This window comes from Brevundimonas staleyi (assembly GCF_041893865.1).
Lineage (GTDB): Bacteria > Pseudomonadota > Alphaproteobacteria > Caulobacterales > Caulobacteraceae > Brevundimonas > Brevundimonas staleyi.
In genome coordinates, this window is record NZ_CP169082.1 from 1,875,295 (window position 1) to 1,890,177 (window position 14,883).

Annotated in this window: 14 protein-coding genes; 6 read left to right on the forward strand and 8 right to left on the reverse strand. The window is 68.1% G+C overall.

The genetic code is table 11. The features are described 5' to 3' along the window. Positions 1-7: 7 nt before the first annotated feature. Positions 8-988 carry an aspartate carbamoyltransferase catalytic subunit gene (locus ACETK8_RS09395; RefSeq protein WP_374039231.1) on the forward strand — a complete coding sequence of 327 codons (981 nt, stop codon included), beginning with the start codon at positions 8-10 and terminating at the stop codon, positions 986-988. Beyond that, complete coding sequence (pyrC, locus tag ACETK8_RS09400; protein ID WP_374039232.1) at positions 985-2,262, forward strand: dihydroorotase; 1,278 nt, start codon at positions 985-987, stop codon at positions 2,260-2,262. Before ACETK8_RS09395 ends, pyrC begins: the two co-directional genes overlap by 4 nt. 272 nt (positions 2,263-2,534) lie before the next feature. On the opposite strand, the gene ACETK8_RS09405 is transcribed toward pyrC, so the two are convergent. Together ACETK8_RS09405 and ACETK8_RS09410 are read right to left on the reverse strand one after the other, a co-directional pair. Continuing rightward, on the reverse strand, positions 2,535-2,777 hold the full coding sequence (locus ACETK8_RS09405) for a DUF2164 domain-containing protein (protein ID WP_374039233.1): 243 nt from the start codon (positions 2,775-2,777) through the stop codon (positions 2,535-2,537). Continuing rightward, the gene (locus tag ACETK8_RS09410; RefSeq protein WP_374039234.1) at positions 2,777-4,663 is read right to left on the reverse strand and encodes an ABC-F family ATP-binding cassette domain-containing protein; all 1,887 of its coding nucleotides are present in this window, start codon (positions 4,661-4,663) and stop codon (positions 2,777-2,779) included. The genes ACETK8_RS09405 and ACETK8_RS09410 overlap by 1 nt, the downstream gene beginning before the upstream one ends. A gap of 160 nt (positions 4,664-4,823) precedes the next feature. Here ACETK8_RS09410 and ndk point away from each other — a divergent pair, with 160 nt between their 5' ends. Together ndk and ACETK8_RS09420 are read left to right on the forward strand one after the other, a co-directional pair. Then, positions 4,824-5,243 carry a nucleoside-diphosphate kinase gene (gene ndk / locus ACETK8_RS09415; protein ID WP_374039235.1) on the forward strand — a complete coding sequence of 140 codons (420 nt, stop codon included), beginning with the start codon at positions 4,824-4,826 and terminating at the stop codon, positions 5,241-5,243. Between the two features lie 183 nt (positions 5,244-5,426). Further along, on the forward strand, positions 5,427-5,636 hold the full coding sequence (locus tag ACETK8_RS09420; protein ID WP_374039236.1) for a hypothetical protein: 210 nt from the start codon (positions 5,427-5,429) through the stop codon (positions 5,634-5,636). Positions 5,637-5,797: 161 nt separating this feature from the next. Here ACETK8_RS09420 and ACETK8_RS09425 read toward each other — a convergent pair whose 3' ends face one another. The 4 genes from ACETK8_RS09425 to purM all read right to left on the reverse strand — a co-directional run bounded on the left by ACETK8_RS09425 (position 5,798) and on the right by purM (position 11,113). After that, positions 5,798-7,858 (reverse strand): M13 family metallopeptidase, encoded by a 2,061-nt coding sequence (locus ACETK8_RS09425; RefSeq protein ID WP_374039237.1) that lies wholly within the window; start codon positions 7,856-7,858, stop codon positions 5,798-5,800. 73 nt (positions 7,859-7,931) lie between these two features. After that, on the reverse strand, positions 7,932-8,531 hold the full coding sequence (gene purN, locus ACETK8_RS09430; RefSeq protein ID WP_374039238.1) for a phosphoribosylglycinamide formyltransferase: 600 nt from the start codon (positions 8,529-8,531) through the stop codon (positions 7,932-7,934). Further along, positions 8,528-9,901 (reverse strand): M28 family metallopeptidase, encoded by a 1,374-nt coding sequence (locus ACETK8_RS09435; protein WP_374039239.1) that lies wholly within the window; start codon positions 9,899-9,901, stop codon positions 8,528-8,530. Before ACETK8_RS09435 ends, purN begins: the two co-directional genes overlap by 4 nt. 180 nt (positions 9,902-10,081) lie before the next feature. After that, on the reverse strand, positions 10,082-11,113 hold the full coding sequence (gene purM / locus ACETK8_RS09440) for a phosphoribosylformylglycinamidine cyclo-ligase (RefSeq protein WP_374039240.1): 1,032 nt from the start codon (positions 11,111-11,113) through the stop codon (positions 10,082-10,084). Positions 11,114-11,193: 80 nt separating this feature from the next. On the opposite strand from purM, the gene rnd reads away from it, so the two are divergent. Both rnd and ACETK8_RS09450 read left to right on the forward strand, forming a co-directional pair. Further along, positions 11,194-12,342, forward strand: coding sequence for a ribonuclease D (rnd, locus tag ACETK8_RS09445; protein ID WP_374039241.1), 1,149 nt, complete (start codon positions 11,194-11,196; stop codon positions 12,340-12,342). Between the two features lie 20 nt (positions 12,343-12,362). After that, complete coding sequence (locus ACETK8_RS09450; RefSeq protein ID WP_374039242.1) at positions 12,363-13,016, forward strand: hypothetical protein; 654 nt, start codon at positions 12,363-12,365, stop codon at positions 13,014-13,016. 4 nt (positions 13,017-13,020) lie between these two features. Here ACETK8_RS09450 and ACETK8_RS09455 read toward each other — a convergent pair whose 3' ends face one another. Together ACETK8_RS09455 and ACETK8_RS09460 are read right to left on the reverse strand one after the other, a co-directional pair. Continuing rightward, complete coding sequence (locus tag ACETK8_RS09455) at positions 13,021-13,383, reverse strand: VOC family protein (RefSeq protein ID WP_374039243.1); 363 nt, start codon at positions 13,381-13,383, stop codon at positions 13,021-13,023. 41 nt (positions 13,384-13,424) lie between these two features. After that, positions 13,425-14,846 carry a Ppx/GppA family phosphatase gene (locus ACETK8_RS09460; protein WP_374039384.1) on the reverse strand — a complete coding sequence of 474 codons (1,422 nt, stop codon included), beginning with the start codon at positions 14,844-14,846 and terminating at the stop codon, positions 13,425-13,427. Positions 14,847-14,883 lie beyond the last annotated feature (37 nt).

Below are 14,883 nucleotides of genomic sequence, written 5' to 3' on the forward strand. Positions count from 1 at the left end.
TGCTTTAATGACCCAGCACGACGCCGCCGCCGACCTGATCGCCGACCGTCTGGTCCCGTTTCCGAAACCGCATTTCCTGGGCACCGGCGATCTGAACCCGCCGTTCGTCCTGAGTCTGCTGGATCTGGCTGACGCCTGCGTCGACCTGAACCGCCAGTCGACCAAGGGGCTAGACCTGCTGCGGGGCAGGACGGTCATGAACCTGTTCTTCGAGAACTCGACCCGGACCAGCTCCTCGTTCGAGATCGCCGCCAAGCGGCTGGGCGCCGACGTGGTCACCATGCCGGTGGCCGCCAGTTCGGTTAAGAAGGGCGAGACCCTGATCGACACGGCGGTCACCCTGAACGCCATGAAGCCCGACATCCTGGTGGTGCGTCACGGGGCCTCGGGGGCGGCGGCGCTGCTGAGCCAGAAGGTCGGCTGTGCGGTGGTCAATGCCGGCGACGGGCGGCACGAGCATCCGACCCAGGCCCTGCTGGACCTGTTGAGCCTGCGCCGGGCCTTCGGGGACGTGGGCGGGCTGACGGTGGCGATCTGCGGGGACATCGCCCACAGCCGGGTGGCGCGGTCCAATGTGGCCCTGCTGTCGATGATGGGGGCGCGGGTCCGGCTGATCGGGCCGCCGACCCTGGTGCCGGGCGACGCCGACCGCTGGGGCTGCGAGGTTTTCCACGACATGCGCGAGGGGCTGGCCGGCTGCGACGTCGTCATGATGCTGAGGCTGCAGTTGGAGCGGATGGACGGGGCCCTGGTGCCGTCGACGCGGGAGTATTTCCGCTTCTGGGGTCTGGATCGCGAGAAGCTGGCCTGGGCGGCGCCGGGGGCCAAGGTCATGCATCCGGGGCCGATGAACCGGGGGGTGGAGATCGATTCCGATGTGGCCGACGACCTGTCGGTCTCGCTCATTCAGGATCAGGTGGAGATGGGGGTCGCCGCCCGGATGGCGGTGCTGGCCTCCCTCTCGGCCCGTCTGGAGGGCGCGGCATGAGCTCGCAGGCCATCATCAACGCCCGGCTGCTGGACCCGGCCACCGACTACGACGGCCCCGGCTCGGTGGTCATCGAGGACGGCGTCATCACCCGGGTCGAGCGGGGCTCGGTGGCGGTGTCGGCGACGGAGATCCTCGACGCGCGGGGCCTGTGCCTGTCGCCCGGCCTGATCGACATCCGGGTGCGTACCGGGGAGCCCGGCGCCGAGCCCAAGGAGACGCTGAAGTCCGCCAGCCTGTCCGCGGCGGCGGGCGGCGTTACCACCGTGGTCATCCAGCCCGACACCGATCCGGCCGTCGACGACCCGTCGATGATCGACTTCATCCAGCGGCGCGGCGCGGCCCTGAACCTGGTCAACGTCCGCGCGGCGGGGGCGGCGACGAAGGCTCGCGACGGCAGGCGGATGGCCGAGATCGGCCTGATGCACGAGGCCGGGGCGCTGTATTTCACCGACGGGGACCACGTGATCGCCGACAGCCGCGTGCTGCAGCGGGTGATGAGCTATGCGACGGCGTTCAACGCCCTGATCGCCTGCCGCCCGGCCGATCCGTGGCTGACGGAAGGGTCGGTGGCGACGTCCGGAGAACTGGCGACCCGTCTGGGGCTGTCGGGCGCCCCGGCCATCGCCGAACGCATCCAGCTGGAGCGGGACCTGGCCCTGGTCGAACAGACGGGCGTGCGGTTCCTGGTGGATCAGGTTTCGACCGAGGGGGCGCTGGAGGTGCTGTCGCGGGCGCGGGGCCGGGGGCTGGAGGTCGCGGCCAGCGTCTCGATCAACCACCTGTGCTTCAACGAGATCGACATCGGCGACTACCGCACCTTCTACCGGCTGAACCCGCCGCTGCGGCCCGAGAGCGATCGACGGGCCCTGATCGAGGCGGTGCGCGACGGCCTGATCGAGGCCATCACCTCGGCCCACACCCCCGAGCCCGCCGAGGACAAGCGTCGTCCCTTCGCCGAGGCCGCGCCGGGCGCCGTGGGCCTGGAGACCCTGCTGCCGGCGGCCCTGAGCCTGCATCACGAAGAGGGGCTGGATATCCTCGACGTGCTGCGTCCGCTGACCCATGGCCCGGCGACCCTGCTGGGTCTGGAAGCCGGGGTGCTGGAGGCGGGCGCGCCTGCGGACCTGATCCTGTTCGATCCGGGCGCGCCGGTGATCGTCGATGCGGCGGCCCTGCGGTCCAAGTCGAAGAACTCGCCCTTCGATGGGCGCAGACTTCAGGGGCGGGTGGAGATGACGCTCGTCGGCGGGCGGGTGGTGTTCAAGCACTGAGCCCTTGGCGCGCTACCGCTCGAGGCGCGGCCTCTCGCTGCTTGAGCGCCAGTTCGTCCGTTTCGTCCGGACGAACGCGAGCGGACAAAACGGACGAAACGGACGAAATCGTCTGCGCTCGCCCTCTCCGCGAGCCGTGATCCAGAACTCTACACCCGCCGCGAACCTGGGCACGCAAACAGATGTGCAGGTCCCGCCCTGACTGACAGAAGCGGGATTTGAATGTCGAATAGAAAAATTTGTTCGACGTCAGGAGCCCTGCATCGTGAGGGTCAGGGCTTCCGCTCCAGCTCATACAGCGCCTCGGCCATCTCGTCGGCCTTGGCCGCGATCAGGGCCTGGGCGTCGTAGATGGCGCGGTTGTAGACGGCGTGGCCCAGCTTCTCGGCGAAGAAGTCCATCAGCATCGAGGCCTGCAGGTCGCCGATCTCGGTGTCCAGTTCGTCGCGCACGAAGGCCTTGATGCGCGGGATGAAGTCGCGCTGCTCCTCCTTCGAGAAGACGATCGGCTTCATCACGCCACCTCGGCCAGGGCTTCCTCGGCCTCCAGCCATTCGGCCTCGGCCGCGTCCAGATCGGCCTGGGACTTGGCGCGGGCGCGGGTCAGGCCCTCGAGCGCCTTGGGGTTCGACACGGCCGCGTTGGCCAGATCGTCGTCGATGCGGGCGATCTCGGCGGTGAGGGCGGCAACGCGTTCCTCGGCCTTCTTGGCCTTGTGGCGCAGGGTGGAGGGGGATGGTCCGTCCTTCTTCGCCTGGGGCTTGGGCGCAGGGGCGGCGGCCACCGGAGCGGCGACCTCCTCCTTCTTGACCTGCGTCGGCTTCACGGCGGCGGCCTTGGCGCGGTCGAGGACGAATTTGGAATAGTCGTCCATGTCGCCCTCAAAGGGCTTCACCGTGCCGTCCGCCGCCAGCCACAGCCGGTCGGCGACCAGCTCCATCAGCGAGCGGTCGTGGGTGATCAGGATGACGGCGCCCGAGTACTCGTTCAACGCGTCCAGCAGGGCCCGGCGGCTGTCGATATCAAGGTGGTTGGTCGGCTCGTCGAGGATCAGGACGTGGGGCGCATCCATGGCCACCATGTTCAGCAACAGGCGCGCGCGCTCGCCGCCCGATAGGGCCTCGACCTTGGTCTCCTGCTTCTCGAAGGCCAGGCCGAACTGGGCGAGGCGCGAACGACGGCTGCTCTCCGAAGCGTCCGGCATGGCGCGGCGGATGATCTCCAGCGGCGTGTCGGTCGGGTCCATCGCCTCGATCTGGTGCTGGTGGAACCAGCCGACCTTCATCTTCTTGTCGCGGTGCAGTTCGCCGGTCTCGATGTCCAGCGCCCCGGCGATCATCTTGGCGAAGGTCGACTTGCCCGCGCCGTTGACGCCCAGAAGACCAATGCGGTCGTCCAGGTCCATGCGCAGGTTCAGGTGCTTCAGGATCGGCTTGCCGGGCTCATAGCCGACATTGGCCTTCTCCAGCCGGATGAGCGGCGGGGCCAGGGGACGCGGCGGGGAGGGCAGGGTGAAGGGGGCGACGCGCTCGTCCGGCGGCAGCTCGATCCGCTCCATCTTCTCCAGCTTCTTGACGCGCGACTGGGCCTGGGTGGCCTTGGAGGCCTTGGCCTTGAAGCGGTCGATGAATTTCTGAAGGTGGGCGCGTTCGGCCTCCTGTTTCGCCTGGGTCGCGGCCATCAGGCGCAGCTTCTCGGCGCGGCTTTTTTCGAAGGTGTCGTAGTTGCCCGTGTAGAGGGTCAGCTTGCGGTTCGAGAGGTGCAGGATGTGGGTGCAGACCTCGTTCAGCATCTCGCGGTCGTGGGAGATGATCAGGGCCGTCGCCGGGTATTTCTTCAGCCGCGCCTCGAGCCACAGGGCGCCTTCCAGGTCGAGGTAGTTGGTCGGTTCGTCGAGCAGCAGCATGTCCGGCTGGGCGAACAGGGCCGCCGCCAGGGCTACGCGCATCCGCCAGCCGCCCGAGAAGTGCGACATCGGCCGCTGCTGGTTCTCATGGTCGAAGCCGAGGCCGGCGAGGATTTCCGCCGCGCGGCTGGGCGCGCCGTCCGCGTCGATCTCGATCAGCCGGGCCCAGATCTCACCCATCTCCTCGGGCTCGGCGGTTTCAAGACGGGTCAGGAGATCGTGGCGTTCGGTATCGGCCTCCAGAATGGTCTCGATGACGCTGACGGGAGTGGCCGGGTGTTCCTGATCGACCGAGCCGATGCGGGCGGTCTTGGGCAGGGAGACCTCGTCGCCGTTGCCGGCCAGTTCGCCCAGGATGATCTTGAACAGGGTCGACTTGCCGATGCCGTTGCGACCGACCAGACCGACCTTGGCCCCCGGCGGCAGGCTGACCGAGGCGTCATCCAGAAACTGGCGGCCCCAGGCGTTGAACGTCAGGTTGGTGATCTGGAGCATTAAAACGACAGTCCGAAGGCAGGCCGTCCCTCAAGCAGCGAGGCGCCCGAAAATCAGAGGGGGCGCCGAGCGGAAGGACACAAAATTGGGCGGGTTGGAAAGCAGGGAGGCGGCGTCTATAAGCCCGCGACCTTCAAACTCCCAAACAAGAAGTCTCCCCATGACCGAACGCACCTTCTCGATCATCAAGCCCGACGCGACCCGCCGTAACCTGACGGGCGCCATCAACGCCGTGATCGAAGGCGCCGGCCTGCGCATCGTCGGCCAACGCCGCATCAAGCTGACCGAGGCCCAGGCCAAGAAATTCTACGAAGTCCACGCCGAGCGTCCGTTCTACGGCGAACTGGTCGGCCAGATGATCGCCGAGCCGGTCGTCGTTCAGGTGCTGGAAGGCCCGAACGCCGTCGCCGCCTACCGCGAAGTCATGGGCGCCACCAACCCGGAACAGGCCGCCGAAGGCACGATCCGCAAGCTGTTCGCCCTGTCGATCGGCGAGAACTCGGTCCACGGTTCGGACTCGCTGGAAAACGCCGGCATCGAGATCGCCCAGTTCTTCACGGACGCCGACATCGTCGGCTAAGGCTCAAGCAGCAGGCGACCGCGTCGCCTGCGTTAGCCTCAGCATGACGTCGCTCAAGCAGCGAGCGACCGCGTCGCGAGCGTTAGCGACCCTTCAGGAAAGCCCCGCGTCCGGAACCGGACGCGGGGCTTTTCGTTTGGTCTCCCACGACAGGAACTCCCCCCTCGTCATGGAGATTTGAACATGAAGACCATCATCAAGATCGCCCCGCTGGTCGGCGCCATGGCCCTGCTGGCCGCCTGCGGCACGACCATGGAACAGCGCGCCGCGACCGGCGCCATCGGCGGCGCCGTCGCCGGTCAGGTGATCGGCGGCAACACCGGCGCGACCGTCGCCGGCGCCGCGATCGGCGGCGTGGCCGGCGCCGCGACGACCCCGCGTCGTCCGCACTAAGTCTCGTTGAGACTTCACCGTCATCCTCGGACCTGATCCGAGGATCAGACGTCGTGAACGCAGACAAAAAGAAAGAGGCGCACCCTGGCGGTGCGCCTCTTTTGCGTTTCGGGCCCTGAACCTCCGATCCTCGGATCAAGCCCGAGGATGAGGGAGAGGGATCACCAGATCCGCGCCCGGGCTTCCGGGGCCAGATACTGTTCGTCGCCGGGTTTGACGCCGAAGGCTTCGTACCAGGCGTCGATGTTCCGGGGCGAGACCGCCGCGCGGTACATGCCGGGCGAGTGCGGGTCGGTCGTGACCTGCTGGCGCAGGTACTCGTCGCGGCTGTTGGTACGCCAGACCTGGGCCCAGCCCAGGAAGACGCGCTGGTCGCCCGTCAGGCCGTTGATGACCGGCGCCGGCTGGCCGTGCAGCGACATGTGATAGGCGTCCAGCGCCATCAGGAGGCCGCCCAGGTCGGCGATGTTCTCGCCCATGGTCAGGTCGCCGTTGACGTTCGCGCCGTCGACGGGGCTGAGGGCCGAGTATTGCGCGCCCAGAACGGCGGCCCGTTCCTCGAACTTGGCGGCGTCTTCCGGCGTCCACCAGTCGCGCAGCACGCCGTCGCCGTCGGTCTTTCTGCCCTGGTCGTCGAAGCCGTGGGTGATCTCGTGGCCGATGACGGCGCCGATGCCGCCATAGTTGACCGCCGGATCGGCGCGCGGGTCGAAGAAGGGCGCCTGAAGGATGGCGGCCGGGAAGACGATCTCGTTCCGGGGCGGGTTGTAGTAGGCGTTCACCGTCTGGGGCGTCATGCCCCATTCCAGCGGGTTCACCGGCCGGTCCAGCTTCGACAGGTTGAAGTTCCACTCGAAGGCGGCCGAACGTTCGGCGTTGCCGTAGAGATCACCCGGAACCAGCTCCAGCCCGTCATACGAGCGCCACTCGTCGGGGTAGCCGATCTTCACGCCGAATTTGGACAGCTTGTAGAGGGCCTGTTCCTTGGTCGCGTCGCTCATCCAGTCCAGGTTCTGGATGCGGACGGCCATGGCGGCGCGCAGATTGGCGACCAGGTCCTCCATCATCGCCTTGGACTGGGGCGAGAAGTGACGGGCGACGTATTCGCGACCCAGGGATTCGCCCAGCGCGCCTTCCACCATGTCCACGCCGCGCTTCCAGCGGGGGCGGTTCTCCTGCTGACCGCTCAAGGTCTTGCCGAAGAAGTCGAAGCGGGCGTCGACGAAGGGCTGGGACAGATAGGGCGCCGCCTGATTGACGACGTGGAAGGCTTCCCACGCCTGCAGGGTCGCGATCGGGGTCTCGGCGAAGATGCGGGCCATGCCGGGGAAGGCGGTGTTGTTGGCGGCGATCAGGGTGCGGTCGGCTCCGACGCCGGCAGCCACAGCCCAGGCGGCCCAGTCGAAGCCGGGGGCGGCGGCGGTCAGTTCGGCCACGGTCATCGGGTTGTAGATCTTGTCGATCTGGCGGTTCTGGACCTGGGTCCAGTGCTCGCCGGCGATGGCGGTCTCGAAGGCCAGGACGGCGTCGGCAGAGGCGGCCGGATCGGTCCAGCCGGCCAGGGTCAGCGCCCGTTCGATATAGACGCGGTAGGCAGCCTTCTGGGTCGCGAACCGGTCTTCCAGATAGTAGTCGCGGTCGGGCATGCCCAGGCCGTCCTGGACCACATAGGCCGAGGTGCGGTCGGGGGTGCGCAGGTCCTCGAAGGCCTGGACCCCGAACAGGGTGGTCCCGAAGCCGTATTGGGTGCGGCCCATCAGGGCGGCGAACTTCTCATGCGTGTCGGTGGCGCGGACCTCGGCCAGATCGGTCTGCAGGGGCGTGGCGCCCAGGGCGTTGATCGCGGCCTCGTCCATGAAGCTGGCGAACAGGGCGCCGATGCGGGCGGCGTCGGCGCTGGAGGTCGGGTTGGCGGCGCTTTCCTCGATGATCTCGCGCAGGTTCACCTGCGAGCGGTCGTTCAGGACGTGGAACATGCCATAGCTGGCCTTGTCCGCCGGGATCGGGGTGTTGGCCAGATAGTGGCCGCTGGCGTAGCGGTTGAAGTCGTCGCCCGGCTTGATCGACGTATCCATGCCGTTCAGGTCGAAGCCGAAGACGCCGATCTCGGCCTGATCCTCGGACGGGATCTCGACCGGCAGGGGCGCGGTCTGGGCGAGGACGGGCGAGGCGATCAGAAGCACGGCGCCGGCGGCGCACGCCATGAGGCGAAGTCTGGACATGGTTGTTCCCCGAATGGAAATTTTTGGGACACTGCGCTCGCTGCGGCGAGCTGTCGCGGGCAAACCGCGAGGATTACAGATTTCTAATCCGGGCGCAGAAGGATGCCAAGGCGCGGGGATAGAGGCCGTGTTCGGCGGTCAGGACCCGCTGGGCCAGGGTGCGGGGCGTGTCGCCGGCGACGATGGGCACGGCCTGTTGATCCAGGATCGGACCTTCGTCGACGCCCTCGGTCACCAGATGGACGGTGCAGCCGGCCTCGGCGTCGCCCGCCTCCAGCGCGCGGGCGTGGGTGTCGAGACCCGGATATTTCGGCAGCAGGCTGGGGTGGATGTTCAGCATCCGGCCTTCCCAGCGGTTGACCAGAAACGGCGTCAGCAGACGCATATAGCCGGCCAGGGCGATGACCTCGACGCTCGCGGCCTCCAGTTCGGCCTGGATGTCGGCCTCGTGGGCGGCGCGGTCCTTGCCGAAGGGCTTGTGGTCGATGGCGACAGTGGCGACGCCCTTGGACCGCGCAACGGCCAGACCGCCGGCTTCCGGGTCGTTGGACACGACCAGCACGACCTCATAGAGCGCATCCGCCGCCTGACAGGCGTCGATCAGGGCGGCCATGTTGGACCCGGCGCCGGAAATCAGAACGGCCACGCGCACGCGGCCCTCGGTCGAACTCATCGGGGACGCGCGGGCGGATCGCCGACCGAGACGAAGGCGCCGGCCGGGCCGGGATAGACGACCGGGCTCTCGTACCCGTCCGCGGAAATGGCCGAGACGCCGAAGAAATAGTCGTCGATCGGCACGCCGGTCAGGACCAGCGACGTCGCGTTTCCGGCCGAGCGGTTGAAGGTCCATTGCGGGGCCGTGGTCGACCGCCACCAGACGCGATAGCCCGCCGCGCCCGGAACGGCGGACCAGCGCAGCGTCGTGTCAGGCTTCACCGCGCCCTCGATGGTCACGTCGGCCGGGACCATGGGCGCCGAGGCCAGGGCGGCCATGGTGGCGATGTTCAGCCGCGCGACCTGGGCCAGATAGTCGAAGTCCACGCCCTCGATCGTGTCGCCGTAATGGACGCCGTTCTCGACGCGCAGGTCCTGATGCTGGCGGTCGTAGTTCTCGGCGCCCTCGGAGATGCGGACGGCGGGGAAGCCGGCGCGCAGCATCTCGGTCTGGTCGCCGCCCCGGCCGAAGCGGTCGGTGCGATAGATCATGTCGACGTCGAAATTGGTCAGATAGCGGTCGGCGATGCCGTCGACGTAGCGGGCCAGGTTGCGGGACGAACTGTCCACCTCGCCGCCGTTGTAGCGACGGCGTTCGGCCTGAAGCGCCGTCTCCACCGACTTGGTGCCCTCGGAGAAGACGCGCACGCGGGTGGTGTCGCGGATGCCCGACTGGCCCTCGGAGTTGCCGACGATGTCGTTGTTCAGATTGGCCTCGACGACCCAGCCTTGCGCCTTGGCATAGTCGGCCAGGATCTTGCCGCCGAGCAGACCCTGCTCTTCGCCCGACAGGACGGCATAGACCAGGGTGGCGGCGAACCGGTGTTTCGACAGGACGCGCGCGGCCTCCAGCACGGCGGAGACGCCCGAAGCGTCATCGTTGGCCCCCGGCGCGTCGTCGGTGAAATTCATCACGTCGGTGACGCGGCTGTCGATGTGGCCGGAGATGACGATGACGCGGTTCGGATCCGTCGTGCCGCGCTGGATGGCCAGGACGTTGACCACCTCGGTCGGGGTGGGGACGCGCGGGCCGGTGACCGTGTCGGCGGGCAGGGCGATTTCCAGACAGCCGCCGCACTCGGTCGAGATCGTCCGGAAATGGCTCTCGGCCCAGCGACGGGCCGCGCCGATGCCGCGCGTGTCCGAATCGGTCTCGGACATCGTGTGGCGGGTGCCGAAGCCGACCATGGCGGTGATGTCGGAGTGCATCCGCGCCTGATCGACCTGGGACACGACCTCGTGCAGCAGCGGCTGTTCGACGGAGGCGGGCGTCTGGGCGTGAGCCACGGCGGGCAGGGCCAGCAGGGCGGCGAGGGCGATCAGACGCATTCAGAACTCCACCATGACGTCCTTCTCCCCTCGGGGGAGAAGGTGGGCGGCGAAGCCGCTCGGATGAGGGGGCTGGTTCACCAGTTCCCGATATTCGACAGCCAGACCGGATCAGGCAAACCCCTCATCCGTCTCGCTCCGCGAGCCACCTTCTCCCCCAAGGGGAGAAGGACGCAATGCCTAGACCAACTGCCCGCAGACGAACGCCGCTTCGCCGGCTTCCAGCAGACCCGCCAGCACGTCCTCGGCGTTCTCCGGCGCGACGATCAGGATGAAGCCGACGCCGCAGTTGAAGGTCCGGCGCATCTCATGCTCCGAAATGCCGCCCGTCTCGGACAGCCACTGGAACACGGCCGGCATCGGCCACGAATCCCAGTCGAACTGCGCCGTCAGACCCTCGGCGATGCAGCGGGGCGGGTTCTCGATCAGGCCGCCGCCGGTGATGTGGGCCGCGCCCTTGATCAGACCGGCCTTCATCAGGGGCAGGACCGGCTTGATGTAGATGCGGGTCGGCTCCATCAGGGCCTGGGCCAGGGAGCGATCCTTGGCGAACGGGGCGTCGTCGCCCCAGGCCAGACCCGACCGCTCCACCACCTTGCGGATCAGGGAGTAGCCGTTGGAGTGCGGGCCGGACGAGGCCAGGCCGATGATCAGGTCGCCGGTGTTCTGAAGGTCCAGGCGGGGCAGGGCGTGACCCCGCTCCACGGCGCCGAGCGAGAAGCCGGCCAGGTCATAGTCGCCGCCGGAATACATGCCGGGCATCTCGGCCGTCTCGCCGCCCACCAGGGCGGCGCCGGCCATGCGGCAACCTTCGGCGATGCCGGACACCACGCGACGGGCCGCGTCGATCTCCAGCTTGCCGGTCGCATAGTAGTCGAGGAACAGCAGGGGCTCCGCGCCCTGGGCCAAGAGGTCGTTGACGCACATGGCGACCAGATCGATGCCGACGCCGTCATGACGGCCGGTTTCGATGGCGATCTTCAGCTTGGTGCCGACGCCGTCGGTCGTGGAGACGATCAGCGGATCGACGAAACCGGCGGCCTTCAGGTCGAACAGGGCGCCGAATCCCCCCAGCGACGGCTCCGAACCCGGGCGTGCGGTGGACTTGGCGAGCGGCTTGATGTGCTCGATCAGCATGTCGCCGGCGTCGATGTCGACGCCCGCGTCGGCATAGGTCAGGCCGTTCGGCAGGGTGTCTTTGGGGTCGCTCATCGCAAACGGGCCTGGAATCGGTGCGGAAAAAAGGCCGTGCCTCTTGCCACGACCGCGTCGCGGGGGGCTATAGCATCCGAATGACGCCGATCACCACCAATGACGCGCTGCTCCAGTTTTGCGCCGCCGTCGCGAACGCCCCCTTCATCGCCGTGGACACCGAGTTCATGCGCGAGACCACCTATTGGCCGAAGCTGTGCCTGATCCAGGCCGCGACGCCCGAGCATGAGGCGATCATCGATCCCCAGGCCGAGGGGCTGGATCTGGAGCCCTTCCTGAAAATCCTGCGCGATCCGAAGATCGTGAAGGTCTTCCACGCCGCGCGTCAGGACACCGAGATCTTCGTCAAGCTGGGCGCCATGCCCAAGCCCATGTTCGATACGCAGGTCGCCGCCATGGCCGCCGGGTTCGGCGATCAGGTCGCCTATGATTCGCTGGTGCGGCAGATGCTGCGCATCGATCTGGACAAGGGCAGCCGGTTCACCGACTGGTCGCGCCGGCCCCTGTCGGACGCCCAGTTGCACTACGCCATCGGCGACGTGACCCATCTGGCCGCCCTGTATCCGAAGCTGCGCGACCGACTGGCCAAGGAAGGTCGTCTGGAGTGGGTGATGACGGAGATGGAGGATCTGGTCGATCCGGACCTCTACGACACCGATCCCGAACGCGCCTGGAAGCGGCTGAAGCCCAAGAAGTACAACGCCAAATACCTGGCCGCCTTCAAGGCGACGGCGGTCTGGCGCGAGCGGGCGGCGCAGGAGCGCGACCAGCCGCGCGGCCGCATCCTGAAGGACGAGGCCATCGACGAGATCGCGACCCAGGCCCCGACCGACGTTGAGGCCTTCAACCGCCTGCGGTCCGTGCCCAAGGGCTTCGGCGGTTCGCGCCTGGGCCTGGAACTGACCGAAGAGCTGAAGCGGGTCATGGCCGACCCCGAGGCTCACGCGCCCAAGATGGACCGCCCGGCCCACAACCAGCCGGCGCCGCCGTCGGTCGTGGAACTGCTGAAGGTCCTGCTCAAGGCCAAGAGCGACAATGCGGGCGTGGCGTCCAAGCTGATCGCCAATGTTGCCGACCTGGAAAAGATCGCCATCGACGACAACGCCAAGGTCGAGGCCCTGACCGGCTGGCGCCGTCAGCTGTTCGGCGAGGACGCGCTGAAGCTCAAGCGCGGCGAGATCGCCCTGGTGCTGAACGGCGCCCGGGTCGAGGTGGTCGAGATCGAGTAGGGCTTTCGGGGGAGGCAGCGATGCGAGGACGGTCATATATTTTTCCGGCTTTTGTCGCGCTTCTGCTCACCGCCTTCCCTTCGGCCGCCCAGACCGAAACCGACGAGGCGTCAGAACCGCCGGCCTTGGTCGATGAGTTGGATAGCCTCTGCGTTGAGCCTGCGGGCGACCATGTCTGGACCTGGTCCCTCGCCAGGGCTCGCGGCTATGTCGATCTGCCGCCCGAGGAGGCCGACGGCTTTCGTCTGTGGGCATTCGCCCGCGAGTTGAGGACCGCGACCCGCACTGTCGGTGGCGTCGAATACCGGCTAATGACGGCGATCGGCGGGTCAACACCGGTGGGGTCCAACGTCCTGACGGACGGATCGCTGGTCTCCCTGTGCTGGGTGTCTGCAAGACCCAGTCAGCGCGGCTCGGTCGCCTCGTCAGTCAGGCGCTATTTGGGCGTGGGCTCGTTTCGCGTCGGGGATGCCCGGATCTTTCCGTGGATCGCGGACGGCGAGGCTCGGCACGGGGTCCGAAAAGTCGTCTTCGAACGCCGCTACCATCAGCTGATCCGCGAAGATCACATGGAGATGATATCCGTCGCCAACTACGGCGCCGACTGGACCATTCTCGGTTATGTCCGTCCTCGCGCGCCGAATGCCACCCCTGACCGTCTCGGCCGCTATTGACGCGTCAGGTCGCCGCCGGCTGCCACAGCTCTATGGGGTTGCCCTCGGGGTCGTGGATGCGGGCGAACTGGCCGACCTCCGGCATGGTGTCCCACTCCGGCTTGGTGACGACCTCGATCCCGGCGGCTGAAAGGCTCGCCTTCAGCGCGTCGAGGTCGTCGACGCGCAGGTTCAGCATCCACTGCTTGTCGTCGGCGAAATAGTCGGTGTCCGCCTTGAAGGGCGAGAAGACGGTCGGCCCCGCCTGCTGAGGCCAGACGAAGACGCCTTCGGGCGCGCCGACGCCGAGGTGTTCGAGATACCAGGCGGCCAGCGCCTTGGGATCCTTGGACCTGAAGAAGAAGCCGCCGATACCGGTGACCGCCATGATCGCCTCCCTGTTGCGGGCGGACGATGCGGCGGATCGCGTCAGATTTCCAGCTTCAGCCCCATGGCCTCGGCCAGAGCCCTGGCGCGGCGGCGGGTCTGTTCGCCCAGGAGGACGTCCGCATAGCCGTCCGAGGCCGTCAGCTTGAGTGAGCCGCCCTTCACCTTCAGCGACGCGTTGGCCAGCAACTGCGGCGACCGGCCCGACAGGTCGCAGCCCAGCCGCATGGCCAGACCAAGCGCGCGGGCGCTGACGCGGGCGTCGGGGCTGAGCAGGCGATCGACCGCCTCGGGCGCGGGCGTCGAGCTTCCACCGCCGTAGCGGGCGTTCAGGGCGCAGGCCAGCCAGACGCGCTCAGGGTGGGTCTGGCCCGGAATGGGGGCGCGCAGAACCTGATCGAACACCAGTTCCAGTCGGTGATCGGGGTGCAGACGGGCGCCGAGATCGGCCAGACGACAGGCGGCGGCGGCCAGCACCGCGTCCCGCTCCTTGTCGAAGGCCTTGGGCAGGGCCGCGATCACGTCGCCGAGCCAGGCGTTCAGGGCGGCGGGCATGGCCGGGGATATCCCCTGACGCGCGCCCAGAGCCGCCGCGCCCGCGATCAGCGGATCCAGCGGCGCCTCGTCCTGATCCAGCGATTCGTAGAGCAGCCCCTCGCGCAAACCCCAGGCGGAGAAGGTGACTGTCTTCAGGCCGAGGGTCTCGATCAGGCCTTCGAGCACGAGCGCCGCGTAGGGCAAGGTCTCGGCCCGACGTTTCGACACGCCCGGCAGACGGTCCAAAGAGGCCCGCGACTGCTGCGCCACCAGACGGGCCACGCCGCGCGCATCGTCGGCGCTCATGGCGTACTGGTGGACGATGTGCAGCGGATAGTCGCTCATCGCCATGTGCAACTGGGCCAGCGAGCGCCAGCCGCCGCCGACCGCGTGCAGTTCCTTCGTCGCGAACCGCTTGGCCACGGGCTTCAGCCGCTGGGCGATGGTGGCGCGCAGGCGTCCGGCGTCGAAACCCTTGGGGTCGGCCAGGCTGAACGGCCCGAGCGGCAGGGTGACGCCGGGCGTGGCCGCGCCGTCGCCGATCTTGATCAGCTCCAGGCTGGACCCGCCCATGTCGGCGGCGACGCCGGTCGAGCGGGGCTCTCCGGCCAGGACGCCAAGCGCCGCGTATTTCGCCTCTTCCTCGCCGGTCAGGACGCGGACCTTCAGCCCCGTCGTGGCGGCGACGCGGTCGCAGAACGCCGGCCCGTCCTCGGCCTCGCGCACGGCGGCCGTGGCGGCGACGAAGGTGTAGGCGGGGCGTACCCCCTCCAGCACGGCGGCGAACCGGCGAAGCGTCGTCATAGCCATCTCGACGCCCTCGGGCGACAGGCGGCCGGTCGCGGGCAGGTCGCGACCCAGGCCGGCCAGCACCTTCTCGTTGAAGACGGTCCAGATGGCCCGGCCTTCCAGCCGGTACAGCACCATGCGGACCGAGTTCGACCCGATGTCGATGACGGCCGCC